Here is a 17,472-nt window from a genome sequence, read left to right as displayed (position 1 = left end):
AGCTCTCTTATATTTTTTTAACGATTTAACGATCGTAATTGTAATGTTTTGCCTAAAATTTTTCAAGACATTAAATTCATCATTATGAAAAAGATACTTTTATTGGTGGTTTTTTTATTAAGCTTTAAAGCGATAACAAAGGCACAAACTACCCTTATCAACACCCAGTTTAATTCTACAACATTAGCTGCTTTATTAGCAAGTGATGGTACCATTAGCCCTACAAAAACTGCCGACGGAGTTTGCAGTCAGGGAATGATTCAAATCAACAGCCCTTCAGGATATTTAGAAGCTGCTTTAAGTAGTTGTAGCTCGTTTACGGTAAACATGAAATCTACGTCTACAAGTACAAGAACTGTTACTATAAAATATAAGAAATCTGGAGAAGCGGCTTATACCACACTTACACCTACTCTTGCTGTTAGTACTGCAGCTTCTTACAATTTAACCACATTATACCCTGTTTTAAATTCAGCTAGTGGTATAAATATTAGAATAGAAGCAACAAGTGGCAACACACAAGTTCATGATTTAGTTGCCATTTCAGGAGGGTTAAGTAGCGCTGCAGAAATTACTTCATTTAAAATGAACAGTCAGGTTGGTAATGAAGTTATTAATACTTCAACAGGATCAATTTCTATAAATGTACTTAACGGAACTTCTTTAACTAATGTAGCACCATTAAGTATAGGCATTTCTAACTTATCTAACATTAGTCCAACAGCAAGCGCAACCAGAAATTTTTCAGGTGGTAACCTTGTAAGTTATACAGTAACAGCAGAAAGTGGTGCTATAAAAATGTGGAATGTAACCGTTTCTCAAGTAAGTTCTGCAGCGAAAAACATTACTGATTTTAGGCTGGCCAATTCGCAATTAGGAATTGCAATAATTAATGAAACGGCGGGTACAATTACTGTAAATATGCCCGATAACGCTAATTTGAATAATATCATTCCTAAATATATTTATGCCTCTGCAAACTCAACTATAAGTCCGGCTGTAAATACTGCAAGAAATTTTGGCACATCATTGAGTTATACGGTTACTGCCCAAGATAATTCTACCAAAATATGGACAATCATTATTAACCCAATTAACGTAACAGGATTTCCAAGTTTAAATTTTAATAATGTTGTAGGCTTTGCATCAATTGCAGCCGATGGTTTTACAGGACCAACAACTGGTGGCATGGCGCAAATTGCTGGCAGAACAAATGATACTGTTTATATTAATGGCCCATCAGAGTTTGCTAAACTTTGTGATGTTTTACAGAAAAGGATTAAATACAAATTCTACAGTAATAATCCATTAACCATTGTGCTAGAACCGGGGATTTATACTGGCGCTGGAGGTACAGAATCTATCTGGGCTAATTCTATGCTTACTATTCAAGAGCAAGAAAATTTAACGATTATAGGCCGTAGAGGCGTTACAATTAACTTTGGTATCAACGTTAAACGCTCTTCTAATATCCTGATAAGAAATATATCTATACAGGATTATTATGATGATGGGATAAATATTGGAGAACCAGAAACTCATCACGTATGGGTAGATCATTGTACGGTTGGTCATCCAACTGCTTTCCCAGCAGATTCCGAGCATCCTGATGGTGGTGTTGATGTTAAAGATGGCGCAAGCTATGTAACCATTTCATGGACAAAATTTAGATACAGTTGGAAAACAAGCTTAAATGGTCATTCAGATAATCCTGCTCAAGGTGTTATTGATAACGGAAGATTAAAAATCACCTATTATGCAAATCACTTTTTCAATACCAATTCTAGAAATCCTAGAATTCGTTTTGGAGAGGTACATGTATTAAATAATTTAGAAGAACAGGTTCAGCTTTATGGAATTGCGGCTGCAAATAGCGCATCTGTTTATGCTGAAAACAATTTCTTTTTAAATACCCGTTGGGGGATGTATGCCGATAGAACTGATGCTGATTTTAAAGCAGTTTTTGGCAATAATAGTGATGATGTTTTTACCTCTAAAACAGGGAATTATCCGGCAACTGGTTTAAAACAAGTTGGGAATGAATATGATGATAGTGGTTTGCCTGTAATTACAGCTCAGATAAATCCAGCTATGTTAAATCCTGGAGGTCGATCAATAAAATTTGACGAATTTAATCCTACTGCAGTATTCTCTCCATCAAGTTATTATACTTATACGCCAATCGCCGCATCTGTTGTGAGAACTGTTGTTCCACTTTTGGCTGGTGCCGATATTGTAGAATTCTTCCCAAAAGCAAATACAAATGCGCAAACACTTCCTTTAAAACTTTTAGCTTTTGATGCTAAATTAGAAAACAGTTCAAATCCATCGGTAAAATTATCCTGGACCACTACAGATGAGGTAAATACCAAAGATTTTGAAATTAATAGAAAAGGTGATTTTGGCGATTTCGAAAAAATTTCGACTCAAATAGCAATTAATAAATCGGGTATTCACCAATATTCTTTTAATGACAAATCACCTTTAAACGGAAATAATTACTATCAGCTTAAGCAAAATGATAACGATGGAAAAGCGACCTTAAGTAAAATCGAATTTGTTAAGGTCGGAATTACTCAAGAACAAGTTCTTTCAGTTTATCCAAATCCGGCAAATGATATCATTATCGTGAATCATGGTTTAAATTCAAAAGGAGGTTTAATTAGGGTAATTGATGTAAATGGAAAGCTTGTATTAAATCATTTAGTTAGCGCCAATCAAGCCATTAGTGAATTAGACATTTCTAAACTTAGTTCAGGTATTTATATGATCAATTATCAAACAGATCTAAATACCAGTTCCATTAAAATGATAAAAAAGTAACCAATTAATCCCAACTGTTTTCTTAAAAAACTTTTGGGTTTTTTAACATAAATTAAAAATTATGAAACCAATTATTACCAGAATTAGCTTGAGGTATTTACTATCTTTTGTATTGATTTTTATGATGCATAGTGCTTTTGCAGCCTACGACAAAACAGTTGCAAAAGATGGATCCGGAGATTATTTAACAGTTCAAGCTGCGGTTGATGCGGCTCCAACAGGATTAACATCTCCATACAGGATATTTATCAAGAATGGGAAATATGTAGAGAATGTGATTATTCCTTCTAACAAACCCTTTATTCAGTTTGTAGGCGAAAGTGTGAATAACACCATTATTAGCTTTAATAATTTTAATGGAAAAGCCATTCCGGGCGGAGGTGGAACTACTTATGGTACTTCAAATTCTGCAACAGTAATTGTTAATGCAACCGATTTTAGTGCAATGAATATAACCTTTGAGAACACAACAGGTGATGCTCCACAAGCATTAGCTATAAACGTAAACAATGATCGTTGTTCATTCAAAAATTGTAGATTTTTAGGTGGGCAAGATACCTTACTAGCTAACAATAACGGCTTAAGACAATACTATTTAAATTGCTATGTAGATGGTGTAGTTGATTTTATTTTTGGAAATGCAAGGGCCGTTTTTGACCATTGCGTAATCTATCCAAAAGATAGAAAAGATAATCTAGCAAATAGTTATATTACTGCAGCAAATACTAAATCTCCGGAGCCTTACGGTTTTGTTTTTCGAGATTGTGAAATAACCGCAAACACTGGAGTTACCAAATATGTTTTGGGAAGACCTTGGCAAAATGAAACAGCATTTGATTTTGCCTCAAAATCAAGAAATCAAACAGCTTTTTTAAATACAAAAATAGGTACTTCAGTAAACCCTGTTGGATGGGCAATTTGGGATGCTGGTACTGATGTTTCGCTAATTAATTATGGTGAATATCAAAGCAAAAATCCGGACGGAACTGCTACTGATGTGAGCCAAAGAATTTCTTGGTCAAAACAATTTGATGCAACTCAAGCAGCAGTTTATTCAGATGCTAATCTATTTGCAGGCTGGAATCCAACTGCAGTTTTTGAGGACGGAGCAACTTATGCTGCACCATTAGTAGTCTCTAATTTTGCAGGTACAAAAGGAGCCACAACCACTCCTTTTAAATGGAATATTAGCTGGCCAATTTCTGGTGTTCAGTATGATGTTTATAGAAGTACTGATAATGGTGTTAATTTTTCAATTATTAATACACAAACCTCTGCTACTTCAAATGTGAATTTTAATTATACAGCTACAAATCCGCCTCCGGGACAGAGTTATCAATATTATGTGAAGGCAACAAAAGCTACATATTCAGATTACGCATCTGATATTGTAACCATTTCTAGTGTACCAACTATAACCGTAACAGGTTCTTTAGGTGCATTTCTTCAAGGATTAGGAACTCCTTCAACTTCACAATCTTATACAGTTTCTGCTGTAGATTTAACTACAGATATTATTATTACTCCACCTTCAGGATACGAAATCTCATCAAACGGAGGTACTAATTGGTTTACAGCTGCTAACCCAATTCATTTAACGCCTGTAAGCGGTGCGGTTGCTAGTACAATAATTTCTGTAAGATTAAACGCAAGTTCTGCAGCAACTTATTCAGGAAATATTACACATACAAGTACAGGTGCGGTTACTATAAATCAAGCTGTAACGGGTACAGTTCAAAGTTCAGCTTTAATTGTTTCAACTCCTTTAATTAATTGGCCGCTTACAACAGACAATGTTGATAATTCATCAGTTAGAGCGGTAGGTATTGTAGCTACAGTACCTGTTTTAAATAATTTATATGCCTCTACGGGTTCAACAATTACTGCATATTCTACAGCACATGGTCAAGCTTTTGGGGCTTCTTCAACTACTGATGGTTCTTGGACAACTGCAAGTGGTGGACCTGGAGGCACATTAGGCAGGACTTTTTATGAGGAATTTACAGTTACATCAGATGCAACTCATATTGTCAGGGTAGATTCAATTATTCTTGCTTCATCCTTTTACAACACAAGTAGTAATACCAAATTAGCGGTTTCATATTCTACCGATAATTTTGCAACAATCAACGAAGTAACTGGTGGCTCTGCCGGAGGAACCGCACTATTAAGTAGTGCAAATGGTGCTTTCACAACGCCTATATTACTTGCAAATGAAACAAGCAGTACATCTGTTATTTACAGATTAGCTCTAAACAGCTCTTCTGGAGTGTCTTTAGCGGCAAATAGTACCTTAAAAATTAGACTCTACTTTTCTTGTGGTAGTACTGGTGTGCCACGATATGGAAAAATAAAAGATTTAACTTTTAAAGGTGAATCATCCATTGCTCCAGTCTCTGGTGATTTTAGGTCATATCAATCCGGAGATTGGACTGCGTTAAGTACTTGGGAACGTTATGATGGTACTTCTTGGATAAATCCTGCTCCTAACTATCCAGTGTATAATAACTCTGGAAAGACAACTATATTAAACGGACATACAGTAACTGTATCTAGCACATTGGCTAATGGTAGCGGATATATTCATTTAACAACTGTTAAACTGGGAAGCCAATTAATTGTAAATTCTGGTGCCAATCTTTTATTAGCCAATGATGGAGATGCTAACACCATAGATTTATTAGTGAATGGTGATATGAATATCAACGGTACCTTTGGCACCAATGGTAGTTGTGCAATTGAAGTTGGTGGTAAGTTGGTTAATTCTAATGCTATAAGTTTAAATGGAACAGATGTTTTTACGGTGGAGTCATCAGGTGTTTATCAGCATAATGCAAATTCCCCTAATGCACCAACAGCCACATGGAAAACTGGTTCAACATTTTTAATTACAGGCCTAATTAGTAGCCAAACTGACATTTTTAAAAGTACAATTAACTATGCCAATATTATTTGGGATAATCAGGGAGAATTGTCTGGGAAATATTATGCGATACGCGGAAATTTAACATCAACAAATGTTTTAGGAAAGTTTACAGTTAAAAGTACAGGGGCAACATATATCACATTATTCAATGCCGATGGCACCATGACTTTTCCAGATGGTTATGAACAAACTGGCGGGCAGGTTTTAGTGAGAGAGAACGGAACGGTTAATGGTACTTTTAATATCGGTAAAGATTTTATGGTAAGTGGTGGTACGTTTGAATCTAATTCTGCAGCTACATTTACCATTAACTTAACAGGAGCTGCAAGCAAATACAGTTATAATGATGCAACAAATAAACTTATCAATCTTAAAATTGGTTTAGCTGGAAGTTACACTTTACAATCACCTTTAAATACAGGTACATTAGCACTCTCTGGTACAGGTAAAATCACTTTAGGTAGTAATAATTTGACAGTTTCAACTATTACTGGTGGTTCTTCTGATGCCTATGTAATTACTAACGGATTAGGAAAATTAAAGGTAAATAATGTAGGAGCTACAAATGTTATTTTTCCAATTGGTACTTCCGCAACAAGTTATTCTCCTGTAACTATTAATAACGCGGGGACAACGGATAATTTTTCTGTGAGCGTTCAAAATACGTTTGATAATGCTTTAACCGATGCTTCTAAAGCAGTAACCAAACAATGGAATATTACTGAGGATGTTGTTGGAGGAAGTAATGCAACCGTAAGCTTAGGTTGGTTAACTGGCGATCAGGGTGCAGGGTTTAATCCTGCAAGTGCAACCTCAATGTTTCATTATACAGGAGGAAATTGGGATTCAAATACTGCAACTATTTCAGGTGCCGGAACAACCGCTTCACCTTATTTAGCTACAGCTTCTGGTTATACTTCTTTTAGTCCGTTTGGCGTTGGAAATCCAACTGCTTTACCTCTAGATTTAATCAGCTTCAAAGCAAAATTAGTTAAAAGTCTGTCTGCTACCGTTCAGTTAGACTGGAGAACAACCAATGAAATAAACACTTCAAAATTCGAGATAGAAAGAAGTATAGACGGAGTATCGTTTATCAAGATTGGTACAATATCTTCTTTTAATACAGCTGGAATTCATGATTATAACTTTGTAGATTATAATCCGGCTACAGGAACAGCTTATTATCGTTTAAACCAAATTGATTTAAATGGAGCAAATAAATATAGTAATGTAGAAACTGTAAATAATGCAGGCAACATTAGCTTAAGTGTTTATCCAAATCCTGTTTCAACTGTTTTAAATGTTATTCATCCTAAAGCAAATGATGGAGCTTCTTTAAACATTGTTAACATTAACGGACAAAAACTTTATACTATTGGTGTTAATAAAGAGAGTTCTAAAACTTCAACTGATATTTCCAAATTGAGCACTGGAACTTACTTTATTATGTTTGATAATGGCAATGAACAATCAGTTTTGAAATTTATAAAAAACTAATTGTTGATTAATTTTAATTAGTTTAAGGATGCACTTTTGGTTGGTGCATCCTTTTTTATTTCCTCAATTCGGTATCGATTGCATAGAATTATATATGCAAATGCTTTTAATCCGCTTATTTTCTTTGTAAAATTGGATATACCAGTTGTTTCAAAACCCAAGAAATGAAGAACTTCTTAATTATCCTTTTATTTATTTCTCATTTTGCATCAGCTCAAGATGTTTCTAAAGTTTGGGTAGCTGACCAAGGAAATGGAACTTATAAAAATCCGATTCTAAATTCAGATTATTCTGATCCTGATGCCATAAGAGTTGGTGATGATTTTTATATGGTATCTTCTAGTTTTGAGCACATTCCGGGTTTACCCATTCTTCATTCAAAAGATTTAGTTAATTGGACACTCATAAACCACGCTTTAAAAAAGCAACCTCCTTTTGAGGTTTACAAAAAACCACAACACGGAAATGGGGTTTGGGCTCCGGCTATTCGCTATCATAATAAAGAATTTTACATCTATTATCCAGACGGAGATTATGGCGTTTATATGGTAAAAACGGATAATCCTAATAATGAATGGTCTAAACCGATATTAGTTTATCCCGGCAAAGGAATTATTGATCCTTGTCCGCTTTGGGATGAGGATGGAAAAACTTATCTAGTTCACGCTTATGCGGGAAGTAGGGCTAGCATAAAAAGCCTGATCGCCATTGCTCCCATGAATTTAGAAGGCACTCAAGTCATCGACGAAAGCCAAATTATTTATGATGGACATGAGACCGACCCAACTATTGAAGGTCCAAAAATTTATAAAAGGAACAATTACTACTACATTTTTGCTCCTGCCGGTGGTGTACCAACTGGCTGGCAATTGGTGTTAAGATCTAAAAATATTTTAGGGCCTTACGAAAGAAAGGTGGTGATGGATCAAGGTAAAAGTTTAGTGAATGGCCCGCATCAAGGTGCTTGGGTAAATACACAAACTGGCGAGGATTGGTTTTTACATTTTCAGGATAAAAACGCTTATGGAAGAGTGGTCCATTTGCAACCCATGAAATGGATAAACGATTGGCCAGTTATTGGAGTAGATAAAGATGGCGATGGAAAAGGAGAACCGGTTTCTTTTTTTAAAAAACCTAATGTTGGCAAATCTTATCCCATAAAAACACCACTAGAATCTGATGAATTTAACAATCAAAAATTAGGATTACAATGGCAATGGGAAGCTAATTATAATGGAAATTGGTTAATGACAAACCATAATGGAAATTTAAGGCTTTATGCAATTTATACCGATAGCATTAAAAATCTTTGGGATGTGCCAAACATTTTGGGGCAAAAACTTCCTGCTGATAATTTTACCGTAACCACAAAATTAAAATTTTCGCCTAATCCAAAGGTTCAGAATGAAAGGGCTGGTTTGGTTATTTTAGGATGGAGTTATGCGACTATTTTTATTCAGAGCAAAGCTGATGGTTTATACCTGATGAAAGGTATTTGCGAAAAAGCAGATAAAGGAAATCCTGAAAAAACTGAGCAGCTATTAAAATTAGAATCGCCAGAAGTTTATTTAAAAGTTGCGGTTACAAACGGTGCAAAATGTAATTTCTATTATAGTTTGGATGGTAAAACTTATAAAGAAATAGAGGGTGAATTTATTGCCGAACCTGGAAAATGGACGGGTGCAAAATTAGGCCTTTATAGTTTAGGAAATCAAAAATCTAATGATACCGGCTATGCCGATTTTGATTTTTTTAGAATAGATAATTAACAATTAAAATATGATGAAGTTTAATGTAAAGAAGAATAATTCTAGCTTTTTATTAAAGAGTTTGATGATGTTGATTTTTGTGTGTTTTTGCTCATTTGCTTTCGCAGATAGAAATAATGGAAATCAAATTATGGTAAGTAATCCAGAAGAAGTTTTAGAAGCCATAAAAAATGCAAAACCTGGAGATGAAATTTTAGTGAAGGGCGGAGATTATAAATTCTCTCAAAGAATTGATATTAAAACAGACGGAACAGAAGACGCGAAAATAACTTTAATAGCAAACCCAGCAGATTCAAAACGTCCAAAATTTGATTTTTCTGCATTAAGCGAAGGAGATTCAAACCAAGGCATTATTTTAAGGAGTAGTAATTGGCATATTAAAGGGATTGATATTTTTAAAGCAGGCGATAACGGTATTCTAATTACTGGCGGTCACGATAATACCATCGAGTTTTGCTCTTTTTCAGAATGTTCTGATACAGGTTTGCAATTGGTTGCAGGAGCAGCAAATAACCTTATTTTAAATTGTGATTCTTATTTTAATGCCGATTCTAAAATTGAAAATGCAGACGGCTTCGCTTGTAAAATTGATGTGGGTTCTGGCAATAAATTTAAAGGTTGCCGGGCATGGCAAAATTTGGATGATGGTTGGGATGGTTACCTTAAAAAAACAGATGATATCACTACAATTTATGAAGATTGTTGGGCATTTAATAACGGGATGTTAAAAGACGGAAAGTTAAGTGGTGGTGATGGAAACGGATTTAAAACAGGTGGAAGTGATGATAAATTATTGAAACACAATGCGACTTACATCAATTGTATTTCTACAGGAAACACCAAAAGTGGCTTTGATCATAATAGTAACCGTGGCGCAGTGGCTTTGTTAAGCTGTGTTTCATTTTTTAATAAAGGTAAAAATTTAAGCTTTGGGAGTAAAAATCAAGTATCAAAATTGGTAGTAAAAAATTGTGTGGTTTATGGTCCGCTTGGTAATTTAGATGCAGATCAAAGCGTAATTCAACATAATAGTTGGCAATTGGATAAAGAGTTTAAGATGAGCGAGTTTTTAGATCTGGATTTAAAAACACTTTCTAAACCTCGCAAAGTGGATGGTAGTTTGCCCGACATTAATGTCCCAAAAAACTAAATAACTCGCATGAAAAAATTAAGCCTTCTTGTTTTTTTGCTTACGCTGATGCTGGGTTTACAAGCTCAAACTCAAATATTCAAATTTACGGTTGCAAAAGATGGATCTGGAGATTTTAAAACCATACAAGAAGCAATAAATAAAGTTCGTGATCACTCCCAACAAAAGGTAACTATTTTTATAAAAAACGGCGTTTATCATGAAAAACTAGTGATCCCATCCTGGAAAAAAAACATTGCCTTAATCGGCGAAAGCAAAGAAAAAACCATCATTACCAATGATGATTATTCTGGTAAAGATTTTCCTGGTGGAGATTTTACGGGAAATTCTAAGTTCAGTACCTATACTTCTTATACAGTTTTAATTGAGGCGATAGATTGTAGTGCAGAGAATTTAACCATTCAAAATACTGCGGGCAGAGTTGGTCAGGCGGTTGCTTTAATGGTTGAAGCGGATAGAGTAGTCATAAAAAATTGCAACATATTAGGCAATCAAGATACGTTATACATCGCAAAAGATGGACGTAACTATTTTAAAGATTGTTATATAGAAGGAACTACCGATTTTATTTTTGGTGAAGCAACCGTAGTTTTTGAAAACTGTACCATAAAAAGTTTGCAAAATTCTTATGTCACTGCGGCATCAACAACTCCACTACAAAAATTTGGTTTTGTTTTTTTAAACTGTGAGCTTGTTGCTGCTGCTGGCGTTAATCAGGTTTATTTGGGAAGGCCTTGGCGACCGTATGCCAAAACAGTTTTTATAAAATCGAATTTAGGAACCCATATTTTGCCCATAGGTTGGGATCCATGGAAAGGCGATGACATGTTTCCTGATAAAGAAAAAATAACTTTTTATGCTGAGTATCAAAATTTAGGCGAAGGCTCAAATACTTCAAAAAGAGCCTTTTGGTCTCATCATCTTAAATCGGCGGAAGCCAAAAAATACACTTTAAAAAATATTTTTTGCGATTGGAATCCTTTAAAACAATGAGAAATTTTATTGTTCTATTCCTTGCCGGAATCAGTTTTTCGGTTTTTTCACAAACCAAATTTGTGGTTTCTAAAGCTGGTAATGGTGATTTTAAAACTGTTCAAGAAGCCTTAAATAAAGTGCCGTTAAACAATAAAAAAAATATAATTATCTATGTCAAAAATGGGATTTACAAAGAAAAATTACATTTAGATTCAACCCAAAACAACGTAATTTTAATTGGTGAAGATCAGTTTAAAACGATTTTAACCTTTGATGATCATCCCGGAAAGGTAGATGAAAATGGAAACCCTATTAACACACGCTCTTCTTATAGTTTTTTAATTGCAGCTAATGATTTTAAAGCTAGTAACATCACTTTTCAAAACGATGCAGGCTTTACAGCCGGACAAGCGGTTGCTTTAGAAGTTCGGGGAGATAAAGCTGTTTTTAAGAATTGCAGGATAGTTGGCAATCAGGATATCCTATTTTTAAATTCAGAGAAAAGCCGACAATACTACGAGGATTGTTATATAGAAGGCACTACAGATTTTATTTTCGGTGCGGCTACAGCTTGGTTTCAAAACTGTCACATCCATAGCAAAAAGAACTCTCATATTACTGCCGCCTCCACGCCAAAAGAGCATCCTTTTGGTTATGTTTTTAATAATTGCGTGATTACAGCGGATACCTCTTTAAATAAAGTTTCATTAGGCAGGCCGTGGAGACCGTATGCAAATGTGGCTTTTTTACATTGTTATCTACCCGAGCAACTCAAAGCTGAAGGTTGGTCAGTATGGAACCAATTAGATACCTATGCTTTATCCAGATTTTCTGAATACGAAAATTATGGATCAGGCGCCAACCCAAAAACTAGAGTTTCATGGTCTCGTCAATTAACATTGGCGGAAGCCAAAGAATACACATTGGAAAATGTTTTACGGGGCTGGAAACCTGAATAGGTTTATTTGGTTAACGGAAGACAATTAAACTAATATTAATGAAGAAATTTTTAAGTATATTTTTATCGACTCTTTTTCTATGCTTATCACTATTGGCGCAAGAAAAATTTTTGAGAGATACAAGTTTTACAACTTATAGTGCTTTTATAAAAGAAAGAAAAAACTTTCCAAAGATACAAATCGCCAAATTACCTTTATCAAAAACCAGTTTAGAAAAGCTAGATATCCCTTTTAAAGATTTGGGTTATCGGAAACTTAATCTGGATATTACTTATCCTAAAAAAGAAAAAAAAGGAGGTTATCCTGTTGTGATTCTTTTATTTGGTGGTGGATGGAAATCAGGAGATAAAAGTATGTGTAATCCACAAGCTCGTTTTTTTGCTGAAAAAGGTTATGTGGCGGTTTCAGTAGAATATCGTTTATCTCCCGAAGCAAAATATCCAGCAGCAGTTTTAGATGTTAAAGAAGCCATCAGATGGATCAGATCTCACACTAAAGAATACAATATTGATCCTTATCACATTGCAGTTTTAGGTCGTTCGGCTGGTGGACAATTGGCTGCATTAGTAGGCACAACTGGCGGAGTAAAAAAATATCAAAGTGGTAAAAATCTTTTTATTTCTGATGATGTGCAAGCAATTATTGATATTGATGGAGTTTTGTCTTTTCATCATCCAGAATCTTCAGAAGGTCAGGTAGCATCAGAATGGTTGGGCGGCACTTATGTGGAAAGACCAACAGTTTGGGATGATGCTTCGGCGTTAAATAATGTAACCAACTATTCGCCTCCAATTTTATTTATTAATAGTTCAAATCCCAGGTTTCATGCTGGTAGAGATGACATGATTAAAAAACTTGACGAGTATAATATTTATTCAAAAGTACATGAAATTCCTAATACTCCTCACCCCTTTTGGTTGTTTCATCCATGGTTTAATGAGACTAATAATTTTGCATTGGCTTTCTTAAATAAAATCTTTAAATAGGATTAAGGAGGAGAAACCTAAGTTTTTGAACATCTTTTTTATCTTATATTTTTATGCAATCCTTGCCGGTAACGATTGCACAAATAAATAGCTCATAATGGCTAAATACCACGCTTAAAATCCTTAAAATTGTTTAGAAACAATGTTTTCTACAGCCAATAAATGCCGTTTTTTATAAACCAAGATTACATTTAGAAATTTACATTTTTACTTATCCGACTTAGAAATCTTTTTTTAGCAAGGTTACTAATGTTGAATAATTTAATATTAAGAAATAAACGAATGAGAAATTTTAAAATCATCCTTTTAGGATTATTATCACAAACCATCTTAATATCATGCAGCGCAAACACTAGTTCCAAATTAATAGCTAATTCATCAGGCATTACAGATTCTTTAGAGTTTATCAACTACTTTAAGGTTAAAATGCCCATTATCAAAACACCTGTTTTTAAGAAGGATACTTTTGATATTAGTAAATCTGGTGCCAAAGGGGATGGTATTTTCTTAAACACAAAAATCATTAATGATGCAATTTCAAAATGTAGTAATAATGGTGGTGGTGTAGTTTCAGTACCAGGAGGGATTTGGTTAACTGGCCCTATTTACATGAAAAGCAATGTGAATTTGCACATTAAAAGAGATGCTATACTACAATTCACAAAAGATAAAAGCCAATACAAATTAATTGAGGGAAATTGGGAAGGTAAACCTTCGGTTAGAAATGAATCTCCAATCTCTGGTTCAGATTTAGAAAACATAGCTATCACAGGAAAAGGAATAATTGACGGAAACGGAGATGTTTGGCGATCTGTTAAAAAAGATAAACTAACAGAATCTCAATGGAAAAACCTTTTAAAATCTGGTGGTTTGGTTGGCGAAGATAATAAGACATGGTATCCATCTGCAAGTTATTTAAAAGGTGATAAAACAGAAAATTCAAGTGTTTTAGTTGCTGGCAAAAGTTTGGCCGATTATGCAGATATGAAAGATTTTTTTAGGCCCAACTTATTGGTTTTAACCAGATGTAAAAAAGTTTTATTAGAAGATGTTACCTTCCAAAATTCGCCAGCTTGGTGTTTACACCCGTTAATGTGTGAAGATTTAACACTTAGGGGAGTTTACGCAAAAAACCCTTTTTACGCTCAAAATGGTGATGGTGTTGATGTAGAATCTTGTAAAAACGTAATGATTGAAAACTCTACGTTTGATGTTGGCGATGATGGTATTTGCATCAAATCTGGAAGAGATGCCGACGGTAGAAAACGTGGAATGCCAACCGAAAATTTAATAGCCCGCAACAATGTTGTTTATCACGCTCACGGTGGTTTTGTAATTGGTAGTGAAATGTCTGGAGGAGCAAGAAACCTATTTGTTTATAATAACTCATTTATTGGTACTGATATAGGCTTGCGTTTTAAAACCACAAGGGGACGTGGAGGTGTAGTAGAAAAAATTTATATATCAGATATCAACATGAAAGATATAGCCGGCGAAGCCATACTTTTTGATATGTATTATGCCGCAAAGGATCCAGTTCCATTAGCTGGAGAAATCAGAGAGGCACCAAAAGTTCAATTGATCCCGGTAACAGAAGAAACTCCACAATTTAAAGATTTTCATATTAGGAATATTTCTTGTGATGGAGCGTCTAAAGCTATCTTTATAAGAGGTTTGCCAGAAATGAATATTGATAATATTTATTTGGAGAACCTTACCATACAAGCTAATGAAGGTGTGGAATTGACCGAAGCAAGCAATATCACCATCAAAAATTTGAACCTATTAATCGCTAAATCTAATCCATTAATTAGTATCAACAATAGTAAAAACATCAGTTTTGATGGGTTAAAATCTTTTACTGATATAAAACCATTGATGAATATTTCTGGAGATAAAACATCAGGAGTTCAGCTTTCAAACTCTTCTATTTCCTCATCTAAAGATAAAATCACTTACTCTGCTGGAGCATCTTCAAAGGCATTAACAATTAAATAAATGAAGCCATTATTTAAAAAATATTTTTTCTTTTCTGTTTTCACGATGATGATAATCGTTTCATCATGTGCGTCTAAAAAGGGAATTATAAATCAAATTGCTAAGCTTTCTCTTTCTGAAGATATGGCTAAAACTGTGATGACTATCTGGGCCGATTCTCTTTTAATGGAAGAAGGAAAACCGGTAAAATGGGCTTATGACCAAGGTGTGGTTTTAGAGGGAATCGCAAATATTTGGAAGCGTACAGGCGAGGGGAAGTATTTCTCCTACATTCAAAAAAGCATGGACTTTTTTGTTAAAAACGATGGAACTATTGATCGCTATAAATTAACTGATTATAATATCGATAATATAAAAAATGGTCGTTCTCTATTGCTTTTATACCAAGTTACTGGAAAAGATAAATATTATAAAGCAGCATCTTATTTAAGAAAACAATTGGAAGGGCAACCACGAACCAAAGAAGGTGGCTTTTGGCATAAAAAAGTGTACCCTTACCAAATGTGGTTGGATGGTTTGTACATGGGCGAACCTTTTTATACAGAATATGCCAAAAATTTCCATCAAAATGAAGCCTTTGATGATATAGCAAACCAGTTTATTTACATGGAAAAGCATGCTAGAGACCCTAAATCAGGTTTACTTTATCATGGTTGGGATGAATCTAAAGAACAAGCTTGGGCAGATAAAACAACCGGAAATTCGCCAAACTTTTGGGGAAGAGCAATGGGTTGGTATGGAATGGCTTTAGTAGATGTTTTGGAAAATTTCCCGACAGATCATCCTAAAAGACAAGAACTAATCGACGTTTTAAATCGCTTTGCAGCTGCTACAGCTAACGTTCAAGATAAAAAATCTGGTTTATGGTACGAAGTTTTAGACCAACCAAACGGAAAAGGAAATTACTTAGAGGCATCTGCTGCTAACATGTTTGTTTATGCTTTAGCAAAAGGTGTTAGACTAGGTTATTTGTCAAATAATTATGAAGCCGTTGCAGAAAAAGGATATAAAGGAATTCAAAAAGAGTTTTTGGCAAGAGATGCGCAAGGTTTGCTCCATTTAAACGGAACGGTAAGCGTTGCAGGTTTAGGCGGCAAACCTTATCGGGATGGAAGCTATGAATATTATTTGAGTGAAAAAGTAGTACAAGATGACCCAAAAGGTGTGGGTGCTTTTTTATTAGCAAGTAATGAAATGGAGTTGAGAAATATTCAACAAATCGGTAAAAATAAAACTGTTTTGTTAGATAACTATTTCAATAACGAAACCAGAAAAGATATTATCGGTAAGCCAGAAAGTTTTCATTATGTATGGAACGAATGGGATAATAATGGGTTTGGGATTTTAGGAGAAAGCATCCGTAATATGGGTGCAAAAACAGAGACTTTAAAGGAGGGGCCAACGGCTTCCAACTTAGCCAACTCATCGGTTTATATTATTGTTGATCCAGACAGTAAAAAGGAAACAGAATTTCCTCATTATATGATGGCACCTTATATTCAAAATATTTTTGAATGGGTAAAAGAGGGTGGTGTTTTATTACTTATGGCTAACGACTCGAGCAATTGCGAACTTCCACATTTTAATGATTTAGCTAGGCAATTTGGAATGCAGTTTAAATACGAATTGAAAAATCCGGTTACAGGCTCTCAATTTGATATGGGAATGATAAAAATTTCCGAAGGAAACGCCGTTTTTCCATCAGGTCCACAAACTTATTTGAAAGAAATTAGTACGCTTGATTTAACAACTCCGGCGAGAGCAGTAGTTCAAAATAAAGGCGATGTTATTATGGCATCAGCCAAATTGGGGAAAGGGACAGTTTTTGCCGTTGGCGATCCTTGGTTATATAATGAATACACAGATGGGAGAAAATTACCTAATACTTTCCAGAATCTAACAGCAGCTAAAGAATTAATGTATTGGCTTTTAAAGCAAGTACCAAATAAATAAGACCATGATTTTAAATAAGAAAAACTTAAGCCTGGTTTCATCTGAAAGCTTGATAAAGCCACAACGAAGTCTGTTTGATTTGCCCGAAAAAGTATTACAATTTGGTACGGGGGTTTTACTTCGTGGTTTACCAGATTATTTTATCGATAAGGCAAACAGACAAGGCATATTTAATGGGCGAATCGTGGTGGTAAAATCTACTGATCATGGCAGTACCGATGAGTTTGATCATCAGGATAACCTGTACACCATTTGTATTAAAGGGATAGAAAACGGCAACACCATTGAGCAAAATATAGTTTCATCAGCGATAAGCAGGGTTTTAACAGCAAATAAACAATGGAACGAGATCTTAGATTTCGCTGCTTCAGATTCTTTAGAAATCATTATCAGCAATACCACAGAAGTAGGTATACAATTGGTTGAAGAAGATATA

The 17,472-nt window shown here is 34.7% G+C and carries 9 protein-coding genes and 1 pseudogene; all 10 read left to right on the top strand.

Annotated features, from left to right (window positions below; all coding sequences use genetic code 11):
* Positions 1–84: 84 nt before the first annotated feature.
* Positions 85–2,823 (top strand): pectate lyase family protein, encoded by a 2,739-nt coding sequence (locus A5893_RS16720; RefSeq protein ID WP_068823743.1) that lies wholly within the window; start codon positions 85–87, stop codon positions 2,821–2,823.
* Positions 2,824–2,884: 61 nt separating this feature from the next.
* A complete protein-coding gene (locus A5893_RS16715) occupies positions 2,885–7,246 on the top strand; it encodes a pectinesterase family protein (RefSeq protein WP_068823742.1) in 4,362 nt (1,453 codons plus the stop codon).
* Between the two features lie 164 nt (positions 7,247–7,410).
* Positions 7,411–9,015 carry a glycoside hydrolase family 43 protein gene (locus A5893_RS16710; protein WP_068823741.1) on the top strand — a complete coding sequence of 535 codons (1,605 nt, stop codon included), beginning with the start codon at positions 7,411–7,413 and terminating at the stop codon, positions 9,013–9,015.
* A gap of 10 nt (positions 9,016–9,025) precedes the next feature.
* Positions 9,026–10,165: a right-handed parallel beta-helix repeat-containing protein gene (locus A5893_RS16705; RefSeq protein ID WP_082911477.1), complete on the top strand. Its 1,140-nt coding sequence runs from the start codon at positions 9,026–9,028 to the stop codon at positions 10,163–10,165.
* A gap of 9 nt (positions 10,166–10,174) precedes the next feature.
* Positions 10,175–11,158, top strand: coding sequence for a pectinesterase family protein (locus A5893_RS16700; RefSeq protein ID WP_068823739.1), 984 nt, complete (start codon positions 10,175–10,177; stop codon positions 11,156–11,158).
* Positions 11,155–12,099 (top strand): pectinesterase family protein, encoded by a 945-nt coding sequence (locus A5893_RS16695; protein ID WP_068823738.1) that lies wholly within the window; start codon positions 11,155–11,157, stop codon positions 12,097–12,099. The genes A5893_RS16700 and A5893_RS16695 overlap by 4 nt, the downstream gene beginning before the upstream one ends.
* Before the next feature lie 38 nt (positions 12,100–12,137).
* The gene (locus A5893_RS16690; protein WP_068823737.1) at positions 12,138–13,085 is read left to right on the top strand and encodes an alpha/beta hydrolase; all 948 of its coding nucleotides are present in this window, start codon (positions 12,138–12,140) and stop codon (positions 13,083–13,085) included.
* Positions 13,086–13,367: 282 nt separating this feature from the next.
* On the top strand, positions 13,368–15,083 hold the full coding sequence (locus A5893_RS16685; RefSeq protein ID WP_082911476.1) for a glycoside hydrolase family 28 protein: 1,716 nt from the start codon (positions 13,368–13,370) through the stop codon (positions 15,081–15,083).
* On the top strand, positions 15,084–17,036 hold the full coding sequence (locus A5893_RS16680; protein WP_068823736.1) for a glycoside hydrolase family 88 protein: 1,953 nt from the start codon (positions 15,084–15,086) through the stop codon (positions 17,034–17,036).
* A gap of 4 nt (positions 17,037–17,040) precedes the next feature.
* Positions 17,041–17,472 (top strand): annotated as a pseudogene (locus A5893_RS16675) (tagaturonate reductase); the annotation flags it as partial.

The sequence above is a fragment of the Pedobacter psychrophilus genome (assembly GCF_001652725.1).
In the GTDB taxonomy this organism is placed as follows: domain Bacteria; phylum Bacteroidota; class Bacteroidia; order Sphingobacteriales; family Sphingobacteriaceae; genus Pseudopedobacter; species Pseudopedobacter psychrophilus.
The sequence above is the reverse complement of the archived record's forward strand: the minus strand, read 5'-3'. Positions and strand labels throughout refer to the sequence as shown.